Below are 16,869 nucleotides of genomic sequence, written 5' to 3' on the forward strand. Positions count from 1 at the left end.
GCCGTGGCACGTCCACAGCACGATCGGTGTGCCGTTGGCCGTGGCGTTGCCGCTGGCGTCGAGGCACAGCCCGGACTGCGCGCCGGTGATGCTGCCGTCGGCGTTGACGGCCCACTGCTGGTTCAGTCCGCCGTGGCAGTCCCAGAGGATCAACGGGGTGCCGTTGGTGGTGCCGTTGCCACTGGCGTCGAGGCACTTGCCGCCGATCGTCCACTGCCGGGCCGAGGTGTGGCTCCACCGCTGGTTGGCCCCGCCGCCGCAGTCCCACAGCCTGGCCGCGGTGTTGTTGGCCGTGGCGGCGACGTCGAGGCACCGGCCCGACTGGGAGCCGACGACGGTGACGTTCTCGCGTCCGCCCCCGCCGGTGCCACCCGGTCCGGCGGCGGCCATCACCGCCTGGGCGCCCGCGGGCCAGTTTCCGCCGGAGACCACGACGTTGTTGTTCACCACGTTGCCGCGGTCGCCGTTGGAGATGTTGCTGCTGCCGTTGCTCGACCAGTTGCCGGTGAGCGTCCAGTTGCCCATGTTCTCGCCACCGCCGTAGTTGGCCGTGGCCCAGGTCCCGGTGGCGGAGAAGACGTTTCCGCTCGCACGGTAGTACTTCGAGCCCTCGTCGAAGTAGAGCCCGAAGAACCCGTTGGTGCGCAGGCAGTAGTTGCCGCTGATCTCCGCGTTCGGGTTCCAGCCCAGCGTGTAGATGCACCCCCCGTCCGTCATCTGCTGCATCACGTCGTGGACGTAGTTGTTCAGCAGCTTGTTGCCCGATGCCGTGGTGGGGGTGGAGTAGCGGGGCTGGTAGTTGTAGAGACCCCGGCCGGCGTAGTGGTTGCTGCCGCCCGCGTCGTTGGAGCCCCAGCCGTAGCCGAGCGAGATGCCGGAGTACGGCAGGTTGTAGACCTCGTTGTGGGCCACCGTCGCGTTGGTGACGTAGGTGTTGAGCACCGACACGATGCCCCGGTACTCGATCCCGAGGTCGTGCACGCGGTTGTAGCTGACCGTGATGTCCCGGTTGAGCATCCGCGAGTCGCTCGGGTGGTGCGCGTCGGCGCGCACGCCGCCGACCACGACGCCGCCCGCCGAGTTCTGCGCGATCTCCGAGCGGGTGACCGTGATGCCGGTCGCGCCCAGGCCGACCCCGCTGGTGTGGGCGTTGGCGTCGTTGCCGATGCCGATCGCGGTCTGCCCCAGGTTGACGAAGCGGGAGTCGGTGAACGTGACGCGGCTGGCCGCGGAGATCTGGACCGCGGCGGGCATCTGCGACCAGTGCGGGCGGACCGCCTCGAACAACGGGCAGCCGCTGCGGCAGGAGTTGATCCGGTCGGCCGGCCACGTCCAGTTGCCGGCGATGTAGGCGCCGGTCTGCTGGTCGGCGTACCCCTGGTTGCTGCTGGGCCCGAGCCACGACGTGCCGGTGAAGGTGATGCCGCTGAACGAGATGTCGTGCGCGGGAGCGTCGTAGGTGCCGCCGACGGCGACGAGCGACTGCAACGCCGGCAGTTCGACGCTGGCGTTCGCCATGTTCTGCCCGGAACGGGGGATGTAGTACAGGACGCCGGTGCCGGGGTTGAGGTACCACTCGCCGGCGGCGTCCAGGAACTCGTAGGCGTTCGCCAGGTAGAGGGGACCGGCGCGGAACGGGTTGTTGAGCGTGTCGTAGCCGAAGGTGTTGTTGTTCCACGCGGGCTGCTGCATCGTCAGGAAGTTGCCGCTGATGCTCTGCACCGGCGAGTACCTGTCGGTGAAGGAGTTGACGCTCTCCACCTCGACCCGGTTCTGGTTCGCCAGCGAGTTCAGGTAGCCCAACGCGCTGGTGGAGAAGCGCATGCCGGTGTCGGTGAAGGTGAAGTCCGACCGGTTCACCTGCGTGCGCGCACGGGTGGCGATCGCGCCGTCGACGTAGAGCTGCCTGCTGTCGAGGCCGGCACCGACGTTCGCCCGCCAGATGTTCTTGCCGGCGTCGGCGAGCGTCCAGCCCGTGACGGCTCGGGCGCCGCTGATCACGGGACGGGCCGATGCGGCCGCCTGCCACAGCACGCGGTAGCCGTTGGTGCCCGAGTCGGCGGCCGTGAGCCGGAACGGCTGCGCGAGCCGGTACACCCCGTCGGCGAGCTCCACGACGAGGTCACCGGACATGCTGCCGGCGCGGGACCGCACGGCGGACTGCGCGGCCGGCAACGAGCACGGATCGGTTGCGGCGCAGGAGGTGCCGGTGCCGGAGGGGGATGCGTACAGGGTGGTCGTGGCGGCCGAGGCCGGTGCGGCGGTGGCTACCGCCGCGGCCACCACCACCGCGACGGTGGCGAGAGCTGTTCGCCGCCGCGCCGCGGGGAACGAGGACGTGGACAAGAGACCTCCTGGGTGGGAACGCGGCGGCTGGGGATGTGTCCTTTGCGGACCTTCGGAGCAGGCCACGTCCGCGTGGGCGAGGTGTGAGCGCACGCGGCGGGCCGGGCGGTCCGGCGGCGGGAGCTCGGACCGCGCGTCGCACGGTTGGGGTCGCGACTGGTCCGCCCGGCGGAGCGGACTTCGCCGGCCGGGTGCAGAAAGCGGCCAGCAGAACACCTCGAACGTAACTCGTATGACGTGTGACGTCAATGGTGTTACGTATACTGTGGGCCGGGATCAGCACGGTGTGGCGCAACGGAGTCGAGCATGACAACGACAGGGCGGCAGGCGGAACCGGGTGTGTCCGCGGATCCGGCGTGGACGCGGCGGCCGGCCAGCCTCGCCGCGGCGGTCACCGCCGAGCTGGTGCAGCGGATCGTCCGGCACAGCTACCCCGCGGGCATGACCCTGCCGCCGGAGCCGGTGCTCTGCGAGACCTTCTCCGTGAGCAGGACGGTGATCCGCGAGGCGGTGAAGGTCCTGCAGGAGAAGGGCCTGGTCACGGTGCGCCAGGGGTCCGGCACGACGGTCAACCCGCCGGTGCAGTGGAACATGCTCGACGCGCAGGTGCTCGTCGCCGCCATCGCCGAGGACGAGAGCCTCGCGACCCTCGACGACGTCGTCGTGACCCGGCGGCTGCTGGAGTCGGACATGGCGCAGGTCGCCGCGCGCACCGCGGACGACGACACCGTCGCGCGGTTGCGGGCGCTGGTCGACCGGATGGACGAGCTCGTCGACGACGTCGTCAGCTACGAGGAGCACGACCGCCTCTTCCACGACGCGATCATGCTGGCGTCGGGCAACCGCATCGCCCGCGGCGTCGTGCGCTCGCTGCAGGCGCAGGTCCTCAACACGGCCGGCTACCGCGGCGAGAGCAGCCGCGAGCTGTGCCGGGCGTCCAACGCCGGGCACCGGCGCGTGTTCGACCGCATCGCCGCGCACGACCCCGCCGGCGCGGCGGAGGCCATGTTCACCCACATCACCGAGGCGTGGCTCGTGCGCCGTGGCGAGGCGGGGGATCCCGGCCGGCTGGACCGATGACAGCGCTCGACGGCCACCTCTCCGCCGGGGTGGCCGGGCGAGGACGCGCGGCCGCCGCACCCGCGGCCGCACCCGCGTGGCGACAGGAGGCGGATCGGCGGTGGGGCGGACGCGCGTGACACTGGCCGACGTCGCGGCGGCGAGCGGTGTGTCGGTCACGACGGCGTCGCTCGTGCTGACCGGCCGGGCACGGGAGCTGCGCATCTCGGCGGAGGCCGAACGGCGCGTGCGCTCGACCGCGCAGCGGCTGGGCTACCGCCGCCCCGCCACCACGACCGCGCCGCCCGCCGGGCTCACCCGGACGATCGGGTTCGTGACCGGGGCCGTCGCCTCGCCGGAATGGGCGGGGGAGGTGGTCAAGGGTGCGGCGGACGCCGCGTACCGGCACGGGTTCCTGCTGTTCGTGGGGGAGACCGGCGGCGACCCGGAGATCGAGCGGACCCTCGCGGACGAGCTGCGGGACCGGCGCGCGGACGGTGTGGTGTTCGCACCCGCGCACACCACCGCGCCGGCGGTTCCGGCCGGGCTGCGCGACGCGCCCGTGGTGCTGCTCAACGCTGCTTCCGCGGCCGTGCCCTCGGTGCTGCCCGACGAGGTGCGGGCGGGCCGGTCGGCCGCACGGGTCCTGCTCGCGGCGGGACACGACCGCGGCATCCACCTGATCGGTGCCGGTCCGGTGCCGCACGGCAGCGCCGCGGCCGAACGACTCCTCGGTCTGCGCCAGGTCTTCGCGGCGGCGGGAGCCGAGGTCGCCGGCGCGCTGTGGTGTCCGGAGTGGACACCGGAACACGGGTTCGACGCCACAGCACGGCTTTTGCGCACCCAGTGCCCCAAAGCGCTGGTGTGCCTCGACGACCACCTCGCGCTCGGCGCCTACCAGGCGCTGGCCGAAGCAGGGCTCTCGGTGCCGCGGGACGTGTCCGTGATCGGGTTCGAGGGCCACCCCGTCGCGTCGTGGTTGCGGCCGCGGCTGACCACGGTCGCCCTGCCGCACCGGGAGCTCGGCGAGCGGGCGGTCGAGGTCCTGGTGGACCTGGTCGTGCGGGGCGCTCGGCCGCCGGTGGTCCACCGCGTGCCGATGCCGGTCCGCGAGGGTGGCTCGGTGGCGCCACCACGCAGGTGAGCCGCCGCTCGGGGCAGGCCCTCAGCCCGTCTCGACCGCGTGCAGGCGCCGCCCGGCCCGCTCGGGGCGGATGTGCGCGCCGCCGGCCAGCGGGTCGGGCAGCAGGTGGCTCGAGACGGCGACCGCCTCCTCGTCCACGCGCACGCCCAGCCCGGGACTGTCGCCGAGGACGAAGGCACCGTTCTCCACGCGCACGTCCACCGACACGCCCACCGGCGGCCGGAGGTCCTGCAGCTCGCTCACCAGGTGGTTGGGGACCGACGTGGCGGCGTGCAGCAGACCGGCGGGCGTCGTGCCGATCGGGCTGACCGGCAGGTCGTGCGCGTGCGCGAGCGCGGCGACCCGCAGGAAGTGGGTGATGCCCCAGACCGCCGCCGTCTGCACGATGTCCACGGCTCCGGCCGCGATGAGCGCCCGGTGCTGTTCGAGACCGGTGAGGTTCTCCCCGGTGGCGACGGAGGCGCGGATCCCGCGGCCGACGACCGCGTGCCCCTCCGCGTCCCAGCGCCGGACCGGTTCCTCGACCCACGTCAGGTCCAGCGTGCGTTCGAGCTCGCTGACGTACCGGACGGCCTGCTTGCGCGCCCAGGTCTCGTTCACGTCGAGCATCAGGCTCGGCCGCGCTCCCCGCCGGCCCTTGGCGAGGACGTCGCGGACGAGGGCGAGCCGGTGCGCGTCGTGCTCGACGTCGAGGCCGCCCTTGATCTTCGCCGCGCGCACGCCCAGTTCGGCGTAGGCCTCGTACACCGCGACGAACTCGGCGTCGTCCAGCGCGATGTCGAGCCCCGAGGCGTAGGCGGGCACCCGGCGGTCGCGCCCGCCGAGCAGCCGCCACAGCGGTTCGCCCGCCGCCTGGGCCTTGATGTCCCACAGCGCGGTGTCGATCGCGCCGATCGTGCCGAACACCGCGCCGGTGTGGCCCGCCTTGAACGTGCGGCGCAGCATCGTGTCGTAGAGGGCGGTGACCGACCGCGGGTCCTCGCCCTCGATGGCGGCGAAGACGTTCTCGATCTCCACGCAGGGGCCGAGACCGACGCCGCTGATGCCCGCGTCGGTCTCGACGACCACGATCGGCACCCGGACGACGCCGTCGGCGTACACGCCGTTGGCGTCGCCGACGGGCCTGCCCCAGTCCTGGACGGTCGTGAGGGTCCGGTATCCGGTGATGCGCATGGTCAGCCCTTCGTGGACCCGGCGGTGACCCCGTCGGCGATCTGGCGTTGCAGGAACAGGTACACGACGAGGACCGGCACCGCCGTGATCAGCACACCGGCGGCGAAGACCGGGATGTCGTCGGAGTACTGGCCGCGCAACGAGGTGACGCCCACCATCAGCGTCCGGTGCTGCGCGGAAGGCATCAGCAGCAACGAGATCAGCACGTCGTTCCAGCAGAACAACGCGTCGAGCACACCGGCCGACAGCAGCGCCGGGGCGCCCAGCGGCAGCATGATCCGCCAGTAGACCCCGTACACCGAGTTCCCGTCGATGCGGGCCGCGTCGACGACGTCCGCGGGCACGGTCGCGTAGTAGCTGGTCAGCAGGAAGATCGTGAACGGCAGGAACTGCGCCACGTAGGCGAGCACCAGCCCGGGGTAGGTGTCGGTCAGCCCGGCGCCGGCCAGGACCCGGGCCAGCGGGACCATGACGACCTGGAAGGGGATGAACAACGCGGCGAGCACGCCGAGGAAGAGCGCGGACGAGCCGCGGAACCTCAGGCGTGCCAGGGCGAACCCCGCCATCGACCCGAACAGCAGCAACAGCGCGACCGAGCAGGTCACGACGACCACCGAGTTCAGGAAGTAGCGGGACATCCCCGCGCTGGTCCACGCCCGCGCGAAGTTGTCCCAGTTCCACGCGCTCGCCGGGGAAAACCGGTCGAGGACGTACTCGCGGCGGGTCTTGAGCGCGACGTTGGTGGTGAACACCAGGGGGTAGACGGTGGCCAGCGCGAGCAGCGCCATCGGCACCGCGGCGCCCCACCTGGTCAGCCGGGAGCCGGGCATCAGTCCTCCCGGCCCGTGCGCCGCAGGACGGCCACCTGGGCCAGCCCCACGACGAGCATGATCAGGAACAGCACCGTGGACGCGGCGGAGGCCAGCGCGGGCTGGTTCACCTGCCCCTGCTGGATCCACACGTAGTACTCGGGTAGGTAGGTCGACCCCTCCGGGCCGCCGCTGGTCATCACGTACACCAGGCCGAACATCGAGGTGAGCATGCCGATCAGGGTGGTGACGAAGACGAACTGGATGGTGCGCGTCAGGCCGGGCACGACGACGTGCCGGATGGTCTGCGGCAGCGAGGCGCCGTCGACCTCGGCCGCGTCCAGCAGCGACGGGTCGAGGGTGGCGAAGCCCGCCAGGAAGACGACGAGCGCCATGCCGAACGTGGCCCACACGTGCACCCCGGCGACGGCGAAGATCGCGACGTCCGGATCGCCGAGCCAGTCCACCGGCCCGAGCCCCAGCGCGCCGAGCGCGGTGTTGAGCGGGCCGTCGAAGGCCAGCAGCAGGGTGAAGATCGCGCCGACGATCACGGGGGAGAGCACGGCGGGGAAGAAGTAGACGCCGCGGTACACGCGGTGCCCCGGCACCTTCAGGTGCAGGAAGGTCGCGATCAGGCCGGGGACGGCCACCGCCACCGGGAGCAGCAGCACGAGCAGTCCGACGTTGCGCAGCGCGGTGAGGAAGAGCGGGTCGTCCAGCAGCGCCGCGTAGTTGTCGAACCCGACCGCCGTGCCGTCGCGGTCGCCGTCCCCGGTGAACGAGAAGTTGACGCCGAGCACGAGCGGCCACAGCCGCAGTCCCGCGATGATCAGCACCGCCGGTGCCAGCAGGACCAGGGGAGCGAACCGCTCGGCGCGCGAGCCCCGGGCTCTGCGTCGCCGGGCGTCCGCAGTGGACAGTTTGACATCCATTGTGGACGAACTCACGCGCTCAGCCCGTCTTGTCGGACTCGGCCAGCTGCCGCAGCACGTCGTCGACCGTGGCCGAACCGCTGAGCAACTGCTGCGAGAGCCGGCCCATGAGGTCGATCGTCTTGGAGCCCAGGGCGACGTGCAGCGCGGGCTTGCCGGTCTTGACCTCCGAGACGATGGACTCGACGGCTGGGCCGCCCGCGGAGGCGTCGATCGTGGTGTCGGCCGCGATCGCACCGCTGTCGAGGGAGAAGGCCTTGAGCGCACCGGGCGAGGTCAGCGACCGCACCAGGTCGGCGGCCAGCTTCGGGTCCTTGGCCCACTTCGCGACGGCGTAGCCGATGCCGCCGTCGTAGGGCAGGCTCGGCTTGGCGGCGGGGGTGACCACGGGCGCGGTGCGCACACCGACGTTCTCCGGCGTGAGGAACTCCGCGAAGTCCTTCCAGTGCCCCACGTCCGACATCAGGCCGATGACGTTGGCCGCCTTGCCGGAGCTGAAGGCCGCGAACGCGTCGTTGAACATCGCGGTGGAGTTGGCGCCGTCGGTGTTGAGCCCGGACTCGCCGGCCTGCCGCCACAGCTCGAAGACCTTCCGGACGTTCGGCGACGTCCAGTCGCGCCGGCCCGCGATCCAGTCGTCGTACTCCTGCGGGGTCAGCGCCGCCGATCCCAGCGCCGACAACCAGAACTGGATGCCGATGCCCTCCTTGTTGCCCAGGGCGAAACACCGGGCGCCGGTCTTCTGGGCGATGGTGGCGCAGTCGCGGACGAACGCGTCCCACGTCGCGGCGGGCGCGTCGGGATCGAGGCCCGCCTTGCGGTAGAGGTCCTCGTTGAGGTAGATCGGGTGCCCCTGCAACGTCACCGGCTCGGCGTAGACCTTCCCCGCCTTCGTGAACGCCTCCCACCCGGCCAGCCGCTGCCGGTCCTCGCCCACGTAGGCGTCGAGCGGCGTGAGGGCGTCGGTGCGGTCGCGGAGCTGGCCGCCCCCGTTGAACAGGACGACGTCGGGCCCCTTGCCGGCCTGGATGGCCGCGCCGAGCAGGGTGTAGTACTGCTCGAACGGCTGCGCCACGAACTCGACGGCCACGCCGGGGTGCTTGCGCGCGAAGTCGGCCTTGGCCTCCCGCACGTACCCGGCGGCCTTCGGGTCACCCGACTTCCAGTCCCAGACCACGATCTTGCCGCCCGGCCCGCCGGAGTCCGACCCCGGTCCCGCGGCGCTCCCGCACCCGGCCGACAGCAACAGCCCTGCCGCGAGGGCCGCGGACCACACCGTGCGCTGCATCATCGCTGCTCACTTCTCGAGTGGTGGCTCGTGCAGTGAACATAAGTCGTATGACGTATCACGTCAACGGCTCCATCTGAGTCGTGCGAGGGGCTGCGCGAGGCTGTGACGGGCGTCCGGCGCCCAGCCGCCCGCACCGGAATGGGGCCTGATGCCGGCCGAGTCGTCGTCCACTGTGCTCACGGCGTTCAAGCCCGCCGCTGCGCCCCGGTGGTCGGACACCGATCCGGGGGCCTCGCGGCGACGAAGGTACCGGTGTGAAGTTCCGTGACCGGATCACCGCCGCGACGATGCACGCGACCGCCCGCTGGACCGTGCGCTACGGCGAGGTGCTCCGCTTCGCCGGAGCGGATCTGCCCCGTCCGCGCCCGGTCCGCGTGCCCACCCGCCACGGTCCCGTTCGCGTGCACGTCTACCGGCCGCTCTCCGAACCTGTGCATGGCGCCGCACACGTCCACTTCCACGGCGGCGCATTCCTCATGCGCTACCCGTTCATGGACGACTGGTGGTGCCGCTACCTCGCCGCGACGACCGGCGTTCTCGTGCTGAACGTCGACTTCCGCGCCGCGCCGTACGTCGCCTATCCCGTGGCCCACCACCAGTGCCACGACGTCGGGGCGTGGGCCGCGGCCGGCGGAGGCGATCTCCGCTTCGACCGGGACCGGATCTCGGTGGGCGGGTTCTCCTCCGGCGGAAACCTGGCGGCGTCGGTCGCCCTGCAGGCCCGTGATGGCGGACGCTGGCTCCCCGCCCTGCAGGTGCTCGGGATCCCCGTGCTCGACTTCCACGACGAACCCGGCCACGACGAGCCGGGCATGATCACCCCGCAGCTGCGCCGGCTCGTGCGCCGGGTCTACTTCCCCGATCCCGCAAGCCGCCTGGAGCCGTGGGCTTCCCCTCTGCTGGCAGGGGACCTGTCAGGCCTGCCGCCGGCGGTGGTCCTCACCGCCGAGCGCGACGTGCTGCGCCACGACGGCCGGCGCTACGCCGCACGCCTGCGCGAGGCCGGTGTGCCGGTGCACCACGACGAGACACCCGGCACCGACCACTACTTCCTCACCGAGAACCCCGTTCGGGCGCGCACCACCATGGCCATGGTCGCCGAGCACATCAGCGCCGCTGTGTCCTGAGCCGGGGCACACGACGGTGCCTGCCTCGCCCGCTCCGCGACGTGGCTCGCCCGGGGTCGCGGGTGCGGCCCCGGCCCACCGAGGGGCCCTCGACGCGGTCGAGCACGTCCTCCAGGCCGAGCGTGGCCGCTCTCCGCCGTGGACGAGCACGAACTCCGATCCGGGCGGCGGCGTCCTCACCGCACACCGTCGAGGGTGCCTTCCTCGCCGCTGCCGGCGATCAGGCGTGCTTCCTCCACCAGCGCCGCGCGCACGGCGGCGGCCGGGCCGGTCAGGTCGCCGACACGGGCGAGTCCCATCGAGCGGCGGGCCCAGCCGGGGTCGTCCACCTCGACGCAGACGACGTCGCGGGGCAGGGCGGCGACCGCGAGGCTCGGGATGGTCGTGATCCCGAGCCCGGCGGCGACGAATCCGAACCGGGTGGACCAGTCGCCGAGTTCGGCCACCACGTGCGGATCCGGCACCGTCGGCCACGCGCCGAACTGCGGTTCGCCCCGTGCGCCCCGGCCGACAACCCACCTCTCGCGGGCGAGCTCCGCGGCCGGCACCCGCCGCGCGCCGGCCAGCCGGTGCCCGGCGCCCACCGCGACCAGCAGGGTGCCGGTCGGCAGCCGTTCGACCTCGATCCCGGTGAGGTCCCAGTCGGGAAGGTCGTTCCCCGACGCCAGGATCGCCAGGTCGAGCCGGCCCGTTCGCAGGCGCCGGATCTGCACGGGCGTGGACGATTCCAGGAACTCGATCTCGATCGACGGGTGGGTGGCGCGGACCGCGGCGATGGTGCGGGGCACCAGCCGCAGGGCCGCGGTCGGGAAACCTCCGAGCGCGATGCGACCTCCGAGCGGCGCCGGTCCGCCTTCGAGTTCGCGCTGCGCGAAGTCGTACTGGTCCAGGATCGCCGCCGCGCGCGTCGCCAGCCGACTGCCGGCCTCGGTCGGCCGGACACCGCGGGGGCCGCGGTCGAACAACCGCACACCGGCAGCGGACTCGAGCGCGGCGATCTGCTTGGACAACGCCGACTGCGTGAAACCCAGACGCTCGGAGGCCGCGGTGAGGGACCCCGCCTCGATGACCGCCCGCAGTGCGCGGAGCAGCTGGGGGTGGACGTCGAGGACCATGAATCCAGTATGCCGCCGCGGAATGTCCGCGTTGATCAACTTTCGCTGGTGGCACGCCTCCCGGGGCCTCGAGACTGCGGAGGACCCCGTGAAGCGCTTTCCGGGGACCGCCCACGCCCTGGAGGCCGCCATGCCCGTCGAAGCGCGCGACGGCCTGTTCATCGGCAGCATCTCACCGGAGGTGACCACGGACGCGGCCGGAGCCGCGGAGCTCTTCACGGAGGCGGCCAGGTCGTTCCGGTTGCCGGCGGTCCCGCTGGGGGAGACGGACGACCCGAACTGGGTTCTGGAGCAGCTCGGCGCGCTGGAGGCCGTTCCGGCGCTGCGGCGTCTCCGGCGCGGCAACGCCGCACGGACGGGCAACTACACGGGGATCACGACGTACGTCCGCCGGCGTGGGCACCACGTCGATCCCGGCGACCTCGACCTCCGCATCGCCACCAGGGTGGACGCCGGCTTTCCGGTGCTGCGGGAGGTCGCCGAGCGGCAAGGCGTCCCGGTGCCCCGTCTGCAGGTGGGCGTCAACACCCTCGACCTGGCGGTCTTCGGCCTGGGCTTCGGTGTGCGCTCCGAACTGGGGGCCTTTGTCGAGGCGACCCGTCGGGAGACGCTCGCGGCGTGGGAGCGCACGGGCGGCAACGTCTTCTTCTTGGTCGAGACGCCGGTCGCCATCGTCCTCGCCAACCTGGCCCGCGGGCACGGGGGAGTGCTGAACTGGCTCGCGGGGGCGCTCGAAAGGGTGGTGGGCGCTCTGCCCGCGGGCGCGCCGTGGGGTTTTCACTTCTGCTACGGGGATCTGGGCAACAACAGCATCGGCGACCACGGTGCGGTCGCCGAGCGGCTGGGACTGCACCGGCTGCTCTACCGGCCCGCGCACTCGGTGCGGATGATCGGCACGGTGCTGCGGCGACTGGCCGAGAGCGGGCACGTGTCGGAGTTGGTGCACGTTCCGCTCGCTCTGGGAAAGAGGCCGCCGTCGTTGGCTTCCGAGGACTACGAGGCTTACCGCGCGATGGTCGTACCGGAAGAGACGAAGGTCTTCGCCGGGGCGATCCACCACGGACGGTCCACAGAGGAACTGGTGGCCCTCTACCGCGTGCTCGACGACGTGTTCGGTCGGCGCGTCGGCATGGCGAACTCCTGCGGCCTGGGACGGCACAGCGCGGACCAGGTGCACGTCTGCCTCGGGCACATGCGGGCGCTGGCGCACAGCTGACGGCCCGGTGCCGAGAGCCGACTCCGTTGTTCCGCGAAGGGGTGTTGGCAGCACGTCCGGGCTCCGTGTCTCAACGGGTCCCGGACTTGCTGACGCGCGCGAGGACCTGCCGATGGATGAGCAAGGCCTGCTCGACCCGACGGACGTCGAGGGGACCCGCAAGGCGATTGGCGCCCTTCGTGGCGGACGCCTCCCACGCCACCCGCCTCGGTGCACGGCTGGGCCGGCCTCTACCGCGAGGGCGGCGCTCATCCGGCTGGGCGATCACGCTGCCACCGGGACAGAACGGGAAGTGCAGGCTTCCCGGTCTTCTCAGGCCACGCCCGGCGTGATGAGGTCGAGACGAATCCCGGTGCGAGGCGAACCCGGGAGTCGGGCGCCATCGGTGACCGATTCCCGCGCGGACTGCGCGACGCGTCCGGCGAGCACGTCGAGCTGCCCGAGGTCCATCCAGGAGCTGGACCCCGGCTGTGACCGATGCGACCTGGCCACGCTCGACCTGGACGTCGTCGGCGCCACTGGCGCCCCGATCCGTCCGTTGGCGCTCATCGGGTCGTGAGAGCGCTGCAGTCTCAGGGAACGCGCACGAACCTGATCTCCAGACGGGGGACGCCGGGTGCCTCCAGGACCTCCGTCAACTGATCGCCCGCCCTGATGAACCGCAGCACCGGCGTCTGCCAGCGCTGGCCGTTGCGGTTGGGCCAAGTCGACCCGATGATGACGTTGGAGGAGTACTCGCCCCTGCGGTCGACCTCGTAGGTGCCGAACTGCCCGAGGGACCTGCCGACGACGGCGGCGTTCTCCTCGGGCGTGCCCACCCTCTCGCCGCTGGCGAACCGAGGGATGGTGGTGTCCTGGAAGACCTCGACGAACGTCCCGTTCTCGGAGAACGTGACCATGCCGTCCGGGTTGTCGCCGTAGGGCCGCCGCTCGGCGGGCCCGCCGGGGTCGGACACCGCCGACACCATCCGCCAGGTGCCGGCCAGCTCGTTGCGGGAGGGCTTCCCCTCACGGGCGGCACCCGTGGCGGGGCCGGCGAGCCCGGCCACCAGTGCCAGCAGAGCGGACACGGTCACACCGGTGCGCACTGGTCGACGCATGATCATCCTTTCGCCGGGTGAACGGGCACGGCGCCGGAAACGCGAAACCTGAACCGCTGCAAGCCTTTCCAACGGATCCGGGCGCTCTTCCTTTCACGGTAGAGATCCGTTCGCGGAACCACCAACGACTGATCGTCATCGCACCCATGCGACCTGCTCATGCGTCGCGGGCAGGAGAGAGCCGGCGGCATACGGGCCGACATCGTGGATCTGTCTAATCTGGACGCAGAGAGGTCTTCACCGAGGAGCCCGACCGCGCGGTGGGAATCGCGCGCTGCCAGTCGTTCCTCGATCCGCTGCACGTGCTGCCGAACACCAACGGCACGCGCAACGGGGGCGTCTTCCAGCTCACCAACGCCCTGCTCAAGGGGTTCGGCGGCACGCTGCGGCAGGCCTACGACCCGGAGCGGAACAGCCAGCTGGCGCAGGAAGCACGACTTCTCCGCGTGGGCGCACTGCGACCAGCCGTTCCGCACGGGCACCGCCGCTCCGGCCGGTCAGAGCGGCAGCTCGCCCCTGTCGCGCAGCGGGCGCAGCTCGTCCGAGGCGGCCAGTTCCGCGACCGTCGGGCTCAGGTAGAACGTGCGCGCCCGCAGTTCCACGCCGAGGTCCTCGCGCAGCCGGACGATCAGGTCGGCCGCGATCAGCGAGTGCCCGCCGAGCTCGAAGAAGTCGTCGTCGACGCCGACCTCGTCGAGCCGCAGCGCCTGCGCCCACAGCCGGCACAGGTAGCGCTCCAGGGGCGTTCCCGGCGCGGCGGCGGTGCCGGGCTCCTCGTCGTGGTCCTGGCGGGCGAGTGCCGCCCGGTCGAGCTTTCCGTTGCCGGTCAGGGGAAAGCGGTCGACGACGCGCACCCTCGCCGGCACTAGGAACCCGGGCACCCTCGCCCGCGCCCAGTCGCGCAGGTCGCGCGGGGAGGGGGCGTCGCCGGTGGTGACGACGTGGGCCACGAGCTGGGTCCCGCCGCCGGCGGCCGGTTCCGCGGTGACCTCGGCGGCCGCGACCCCGGGGTGCTCGCGCAGGACGGCGGCGGCCTCGCCCGGTTCGACGCGGTAGCCGTTGATCTTGACCTGCTCGTCGGCGCGGCCCGCGAACTCGAGGGTGCCGTCCGCGCGCCAGCGGGCCAGGTCGCCGGTCCGGTACTGCCGCCCGCCGCCGGGCGCCGGGGGGAAGGCCTCCGCGGTGGCGGCGGGTTTGCCCAGGTAGCCGAGCGCCAGACCGGCGCCCAGCGCGTGCAGGTGACCGACGACGCCCGGTGGCACCGGGCGGCCGAGGGGGTCGAGCACCCGCACGTCGGTGCCCCGGATCGGGCGCCCGATCGGCAGCGGCCCGTCGCCGGCGCTGCCGCGGATCGTGGCGCACGTCGTGAAGGTCGTGTTCTCGGTCGGGCCGTAGCCGTTGGTGAACACGATGCCGGGATGCGCGTCGAGCAGGCGCGCCACCGCGTCCGGGGACACGACGTCACCGCCCGCGAGCGCGTGCCGCACACCGGCGAAGCAGTCCAGGTGCCGGTCGGTCATCTGCTGGAACAGGCCCGCGGTCAGCCAGAGCACGGTGACGCCCTCACCGGTGATCGCCGCCGCGAGGCCCGCCGGATCGACGTCACCCGGTGGCAGCAGGGCCAGGCGCGCTCCGGCGGCGAGCGTGCCCCACAGCTCGAACGTCGACGCGTCGAACGCGACGGGCGCCGCCTGCAGCACCGTGTCGCCAGGGCCGAGGTCGGCCCAGTCGGGCTCGTCGACCAGGCGCGCCACCGCGCGGTGCGGCACGCACACGCCCTTGGGCTCGCCCGTCGACCCCGACGTGTAGCTCACGTAGGCGAGTGCGTCGGGTGAGAGGTCGGCGGGCAGTGCGACGGGATCTGTTGGCTCCGGGGCGTCGAACGGCACGACGGTGCGCCCGCCGGGCACCTGCCCGAGGCCGGGATCGGCGAGCACCACCCGCACGCCCGCGTCGTCGAGCAGCGCGGTCACCCGCGCGTCCGGCCAGTCCGGTGCCGGCGCCAGGTACGCGCCGCCCGCCCGCAGCACCGCGAGCAGCGCCGTGACGAGTCCGGGCGACCGTCCGCCGACGACACCGACGACCTCGCCGGGACGCACTCCGGCGGTCACCAGGACCGCGGCCAGCGCGTCGGCGCGGTCCACGAGCTGCCGGTAGGTGAGCGCGAGCCCGCCGCCGCTGACGGCGACGGCGTCCGGGCCGGCCGCGGCACGGGCGCGCACCAGGTCCGGGATCGTGCGGGCGGCGGGCGGGGCGGCGCCCGCGCCGAAGCGCGCCACCGCCGCGAGGTCGGCTTCGGAGGCCAGCCGGAGCACGGAGATCCTGGTGGACGGGTCCCGCCCGGCGTCGTCCAGCGCCTGCGCGACCTGGCTCGCCACGTCGGCGGTGCGCGCGTGCAGCCGTGATCCGTCCGGGGTGGAAACGAGTCCGCTGCCGTCGACGGCGACCGGGTCCGCGCCGGCGAGCAGCGGTTCGACCTGGGCGCACAGGTCGGCGAACGGCGGGTCGGCCGCCAGGTCGACCCCGGTGGTGGTCGCGCCCGCGGTCACCTCGACCACGTCGCTGTGCGTGCGGCGCGCGGTCACGGCCACCAGCGCGGCGAGCGCCTCCCGCGGCGGGACCGCCAGGTCGACGGCGCCGTCCGCGGGCCAGGTGACAGTTCGCAGCATGATCGCCGACTCCTCCAGACCCGCGGGGCACCCCACCCCGAGGGTGGTCCGGCGCCGGGGCGGTCACCAGTCAGGGAAGTCCCCGAATCACGGGACCGCGCGCCGCGCCTAGAGTCCGTGGCCCAGCCCGGGGAAGGGGGTCGCGGTGCCGCTCACGATCGCCGCCCGGTTCAACGGTCCCGACGACAGCGCGCACGGCGGGTACGCCTGCGGCCTGCTCGCGGGCGGGAGCACCGGGGACGTGGCGGTGACCCTGCACGCGCCGCCGAGGCTCGGCCGGCCGTTGCGGACCGAGCACACCGGCCGGCGCACCCACCTGTGGGACGGCCCCGGCCTGGTCGCGACGGCGGCGCCGACCCGGCACCGGGTGGCCGTGCTCGACCCGGTCGACCCGGTCCTCGCGCGGGCCGCCGAGCCGGGCTTCCGGGGACGCGAGCGCCATCCGTTCCCGCGCTGCTTCGCCTGCGGCACCGGCCGGGCGGACGGCCTGCGCCTCGCCCCCGGCGCGGTCGAGGGCAGGCCGGACGTCGTCGCGTGCACCTGGACGCCGCAGGAGAGCATGCTGGCCGGGGACGGGCGGGTGCGGGCCGAGGTCGTGTGGGCCGCGCTCGACTGCCCGTCCGGCTGGACCACCGACATGACCACCACGCCGATGGTGCTCGGCTGGATGCGCGCGAAGATCCGCGAACGCCCCGCCGCCGGACGCGCCTGCGTGGTCGTCGCACGGCTCGACGACGCCGGCGAGCACGGGATCACGGCCACCTCCGCCCTGCACGACGACGCCGGCGTCCTGCTCGCCGCCGCGACCACCCGCTGGTACCCGCCCCGCGGCTGAGTCGCGTCCGGGGTTCTCCGGACTGCCTCGCGGCCGGGAGGTCGACTTCGCTG

The 16,869-nt window shown here is 72.9% G+C and carries 13 protein-coding genes; 5 read left to right on the forward strand and 8 right to left on the reverse strand.

Annotated features, from left to right (window positions below; all coding sequences use genetic code 11):
- The coding region (locus ACFWGZ_RS02705; protein ID WP_382449708.1) for a ricin-type beta-trefoil lectin domain protein at positions 1-2,346 on the reverse strand (2,346 nt) is incomplete at its 3' end.
- A 306-nt stretch (positions 2,347-2,652) separates the two neighbouring features.
- Between ACFWGZ_RS02705 and ACFWGZ_RS02710 the strand changes: the two genes are divergently transcribed.
- Complete coding sequence (locus ACFWGZ_RS02710) at positions 2,653-3,426, forward strand: FadR/GntR family transcriptional regulator (protein WP_382449709.1); 774 nt, start codon at positions 2,653-2,655, stop codon at positions 3,424-3,426.
- Positions 3,427-3,526: 100 nt separating this feature from the next.
- On the forward strand, positions 3,527-4,549 hold the full coding sequence (locus ACFWGZ_RS02715; protein WP_382449710.1) for a LacI family DNA-binding transcriptional regulator: 1,023 nt from the start codon (positions 3,527-3,529) through the stop codon (positions 4,547-4,549).
- Positions 4,550-4,570: 21 nt separating this feature from the next.
- Here the strand turns inward: ACFWGZ_RS02715 and ACFWGZ_RS02720 are convergent, their stop codons facing one another.
- Genes ACFWGZ_RS02720 through ACFWGZ_RS02735 form a run of 4 tightly spaced genes read right to left on the reverse strand, consistent with a single transcriptional unit; the run spans position 4,571 to position 8,751 of the window.
- Positions 4,571-5,722 (reverse strand): mandelate racemase/muconate lactonizing enzyme family protein, encoded by a 1,152-nt coding sequence (locus ACFWGZ_RS02720; protein ID WP_382449711.1) that lies wholly within the window; start codon positions 5,720-5,722, stop codon positions 4,571-4,573.
- A gap of 2 nt (positions 5,723-5,724) precedes the next feature.
- Positions 5,725-6,552 (reverse strand): carbohydrate ABC transporter permease, encoded by an 828-nt coding sequence (locus ACFWGZ_RS02725; RefSeq protein ID WP_382449712.1) that lies wholly within the window; start codon positions 6,550-6,552, stop codon positions 5,725-5,727.
- Positions 6,552-7,463 (reverse strand): carbohydrate ABC transporter permease, encoded by a 912-nt coding sequence (locus ACFWGZ_RS02730; RefSeq protein ID WP_382449713.1) that lies wholly within the window; start codon positions 7,461-7,463, stop codon positions 6,552-6,554. Before ACFWGZ_RS02730 ends, ACFWGZ_RS02725 begins: the two co-directional genes overlap by 1 nt.
- A 19-nt stretch (positions 7,464-7,482) precedes the next feature.
- Positions 7,483-8,751, reverse strand: a complete 1,269-nt coding sequence (locus ACFWGZ_RS02735) for an ABC transporter substrate-binding protein (protein WP_382449714.1) — start codon at positions 8,749-8,751, stop codon at positions 7,483-7,485.
- Positions 8,752-9,008: 257 nt separating this feature from the next.
- Here ACFWGZ_RS02735 and ACFWGZ_RS02740 point away from each other — a divergent pair, with 257 nt between their 5' ends.
- Positions 9,009-9,881: an alpha/beta hydrolase gene (locus ACFWGZ_RS02740; RefSeq protein WP_382449715.1), complete on the forward strand. Its 873-nt coding sequence runs from the start codon at positions 9,009-9,011 to the stop codon at positions 9,879-9,881.
- Positions 9,882-10,057: 176 nt separating this feature from the next.
- On the opposite strand, the gene ACFWGZ_RS02745 is transcribed toward ACFWGZ_RS02740, so the two are convergent.
- Entirely contained in the window at positions 10,058-10,996 is a 939-nt protein-coding gene (locus ACFWGZ_RS02745; protein WP_382449716.1) for a LysR family transcriptional regulator, read from the reverse strand.
- Positions 10,997-11,084: 88 nt separating this feature from the next.
- On the opposite strand from ACFWGZ_RS02745, the gene ACFWGZ_RS02750 reads away from it, so the two are divergent.
- The gene (locus tag ACFWGZ_RS02750; protein ID WP_382449717.1) at positions 11,085-12,212 is read left to right on the forward strand and encodes a hypothetical protein; all 1,128 of its coding nucleotides are present in this window, start codon (positions 11,085-11,087) and stop codon (positions 12,210-12,212) included.
- Positions 12,213-12,784: 572 nt separating this feature from the next.
- On the opposite strand, the gene ACFWGZ_RS02755 is transcribed toward ACFWGZ_RS02750, so the two are convergent.
- Together ACFWGZ_RS02755 and ACFWGZ_RS02760 are read right to left on the reverse strand one after the other, a co-directional pair.
- Positions 12,785-13,312, reverse strand: a complete 528-nt coding sequence (locus tag ACFWGZ_RS02755; RefSeq protein ID WP_382449718.1) for a lipocalin-like domain-containing protein — start codon at positions 13,310-13,312, stop codon at positions 12,785-12,787.
- A 497-nt stretch (positions 13,313-13,809) separates the two neighbouring features.
- Positions 13,810-15,981 carry an amino acid adenylation domain-containing protein gene (locus ACFWGZ_RS02760; RefSeq protein WP_382449719.1) on the reverse strand — a complete coding sequence of 724 codons (2,172 nt, stop codon included), beginning with the start codon at positions 15,979-15,981 and terminating at the stop codon, positions 13,810-13,812.
- Between the two features lie 145 nt (positions 15,982-16,126).
- On the opposite strand from ACFWGZ_RS02760, the gene ACFWGZ_RS02765 reads away from it, so the two are divergent.
- Positions 16,127-16,816: a hypothetical protein gene (locus ACFWGZ_RS02765; RefSeq protein ID WP_382449720.1), complete on the forward strand. Its 690-nt coding sequence runs from the start codon at positions 16,127-16,129 to the stop codon at positions 16,814-16,816.
- The last annotated feature ends 53 nt before the right edge of the window (positions 16,817-16,869 follow it).

This window comes from Lentzea sp. NPDC060358 (assembly GCF_042725365.1).
Lineage (GTDB): Bacteria > Actinomycetota > Actinomycetes > Mycobacteriales > Pseudonocardiaceae > Lentzea.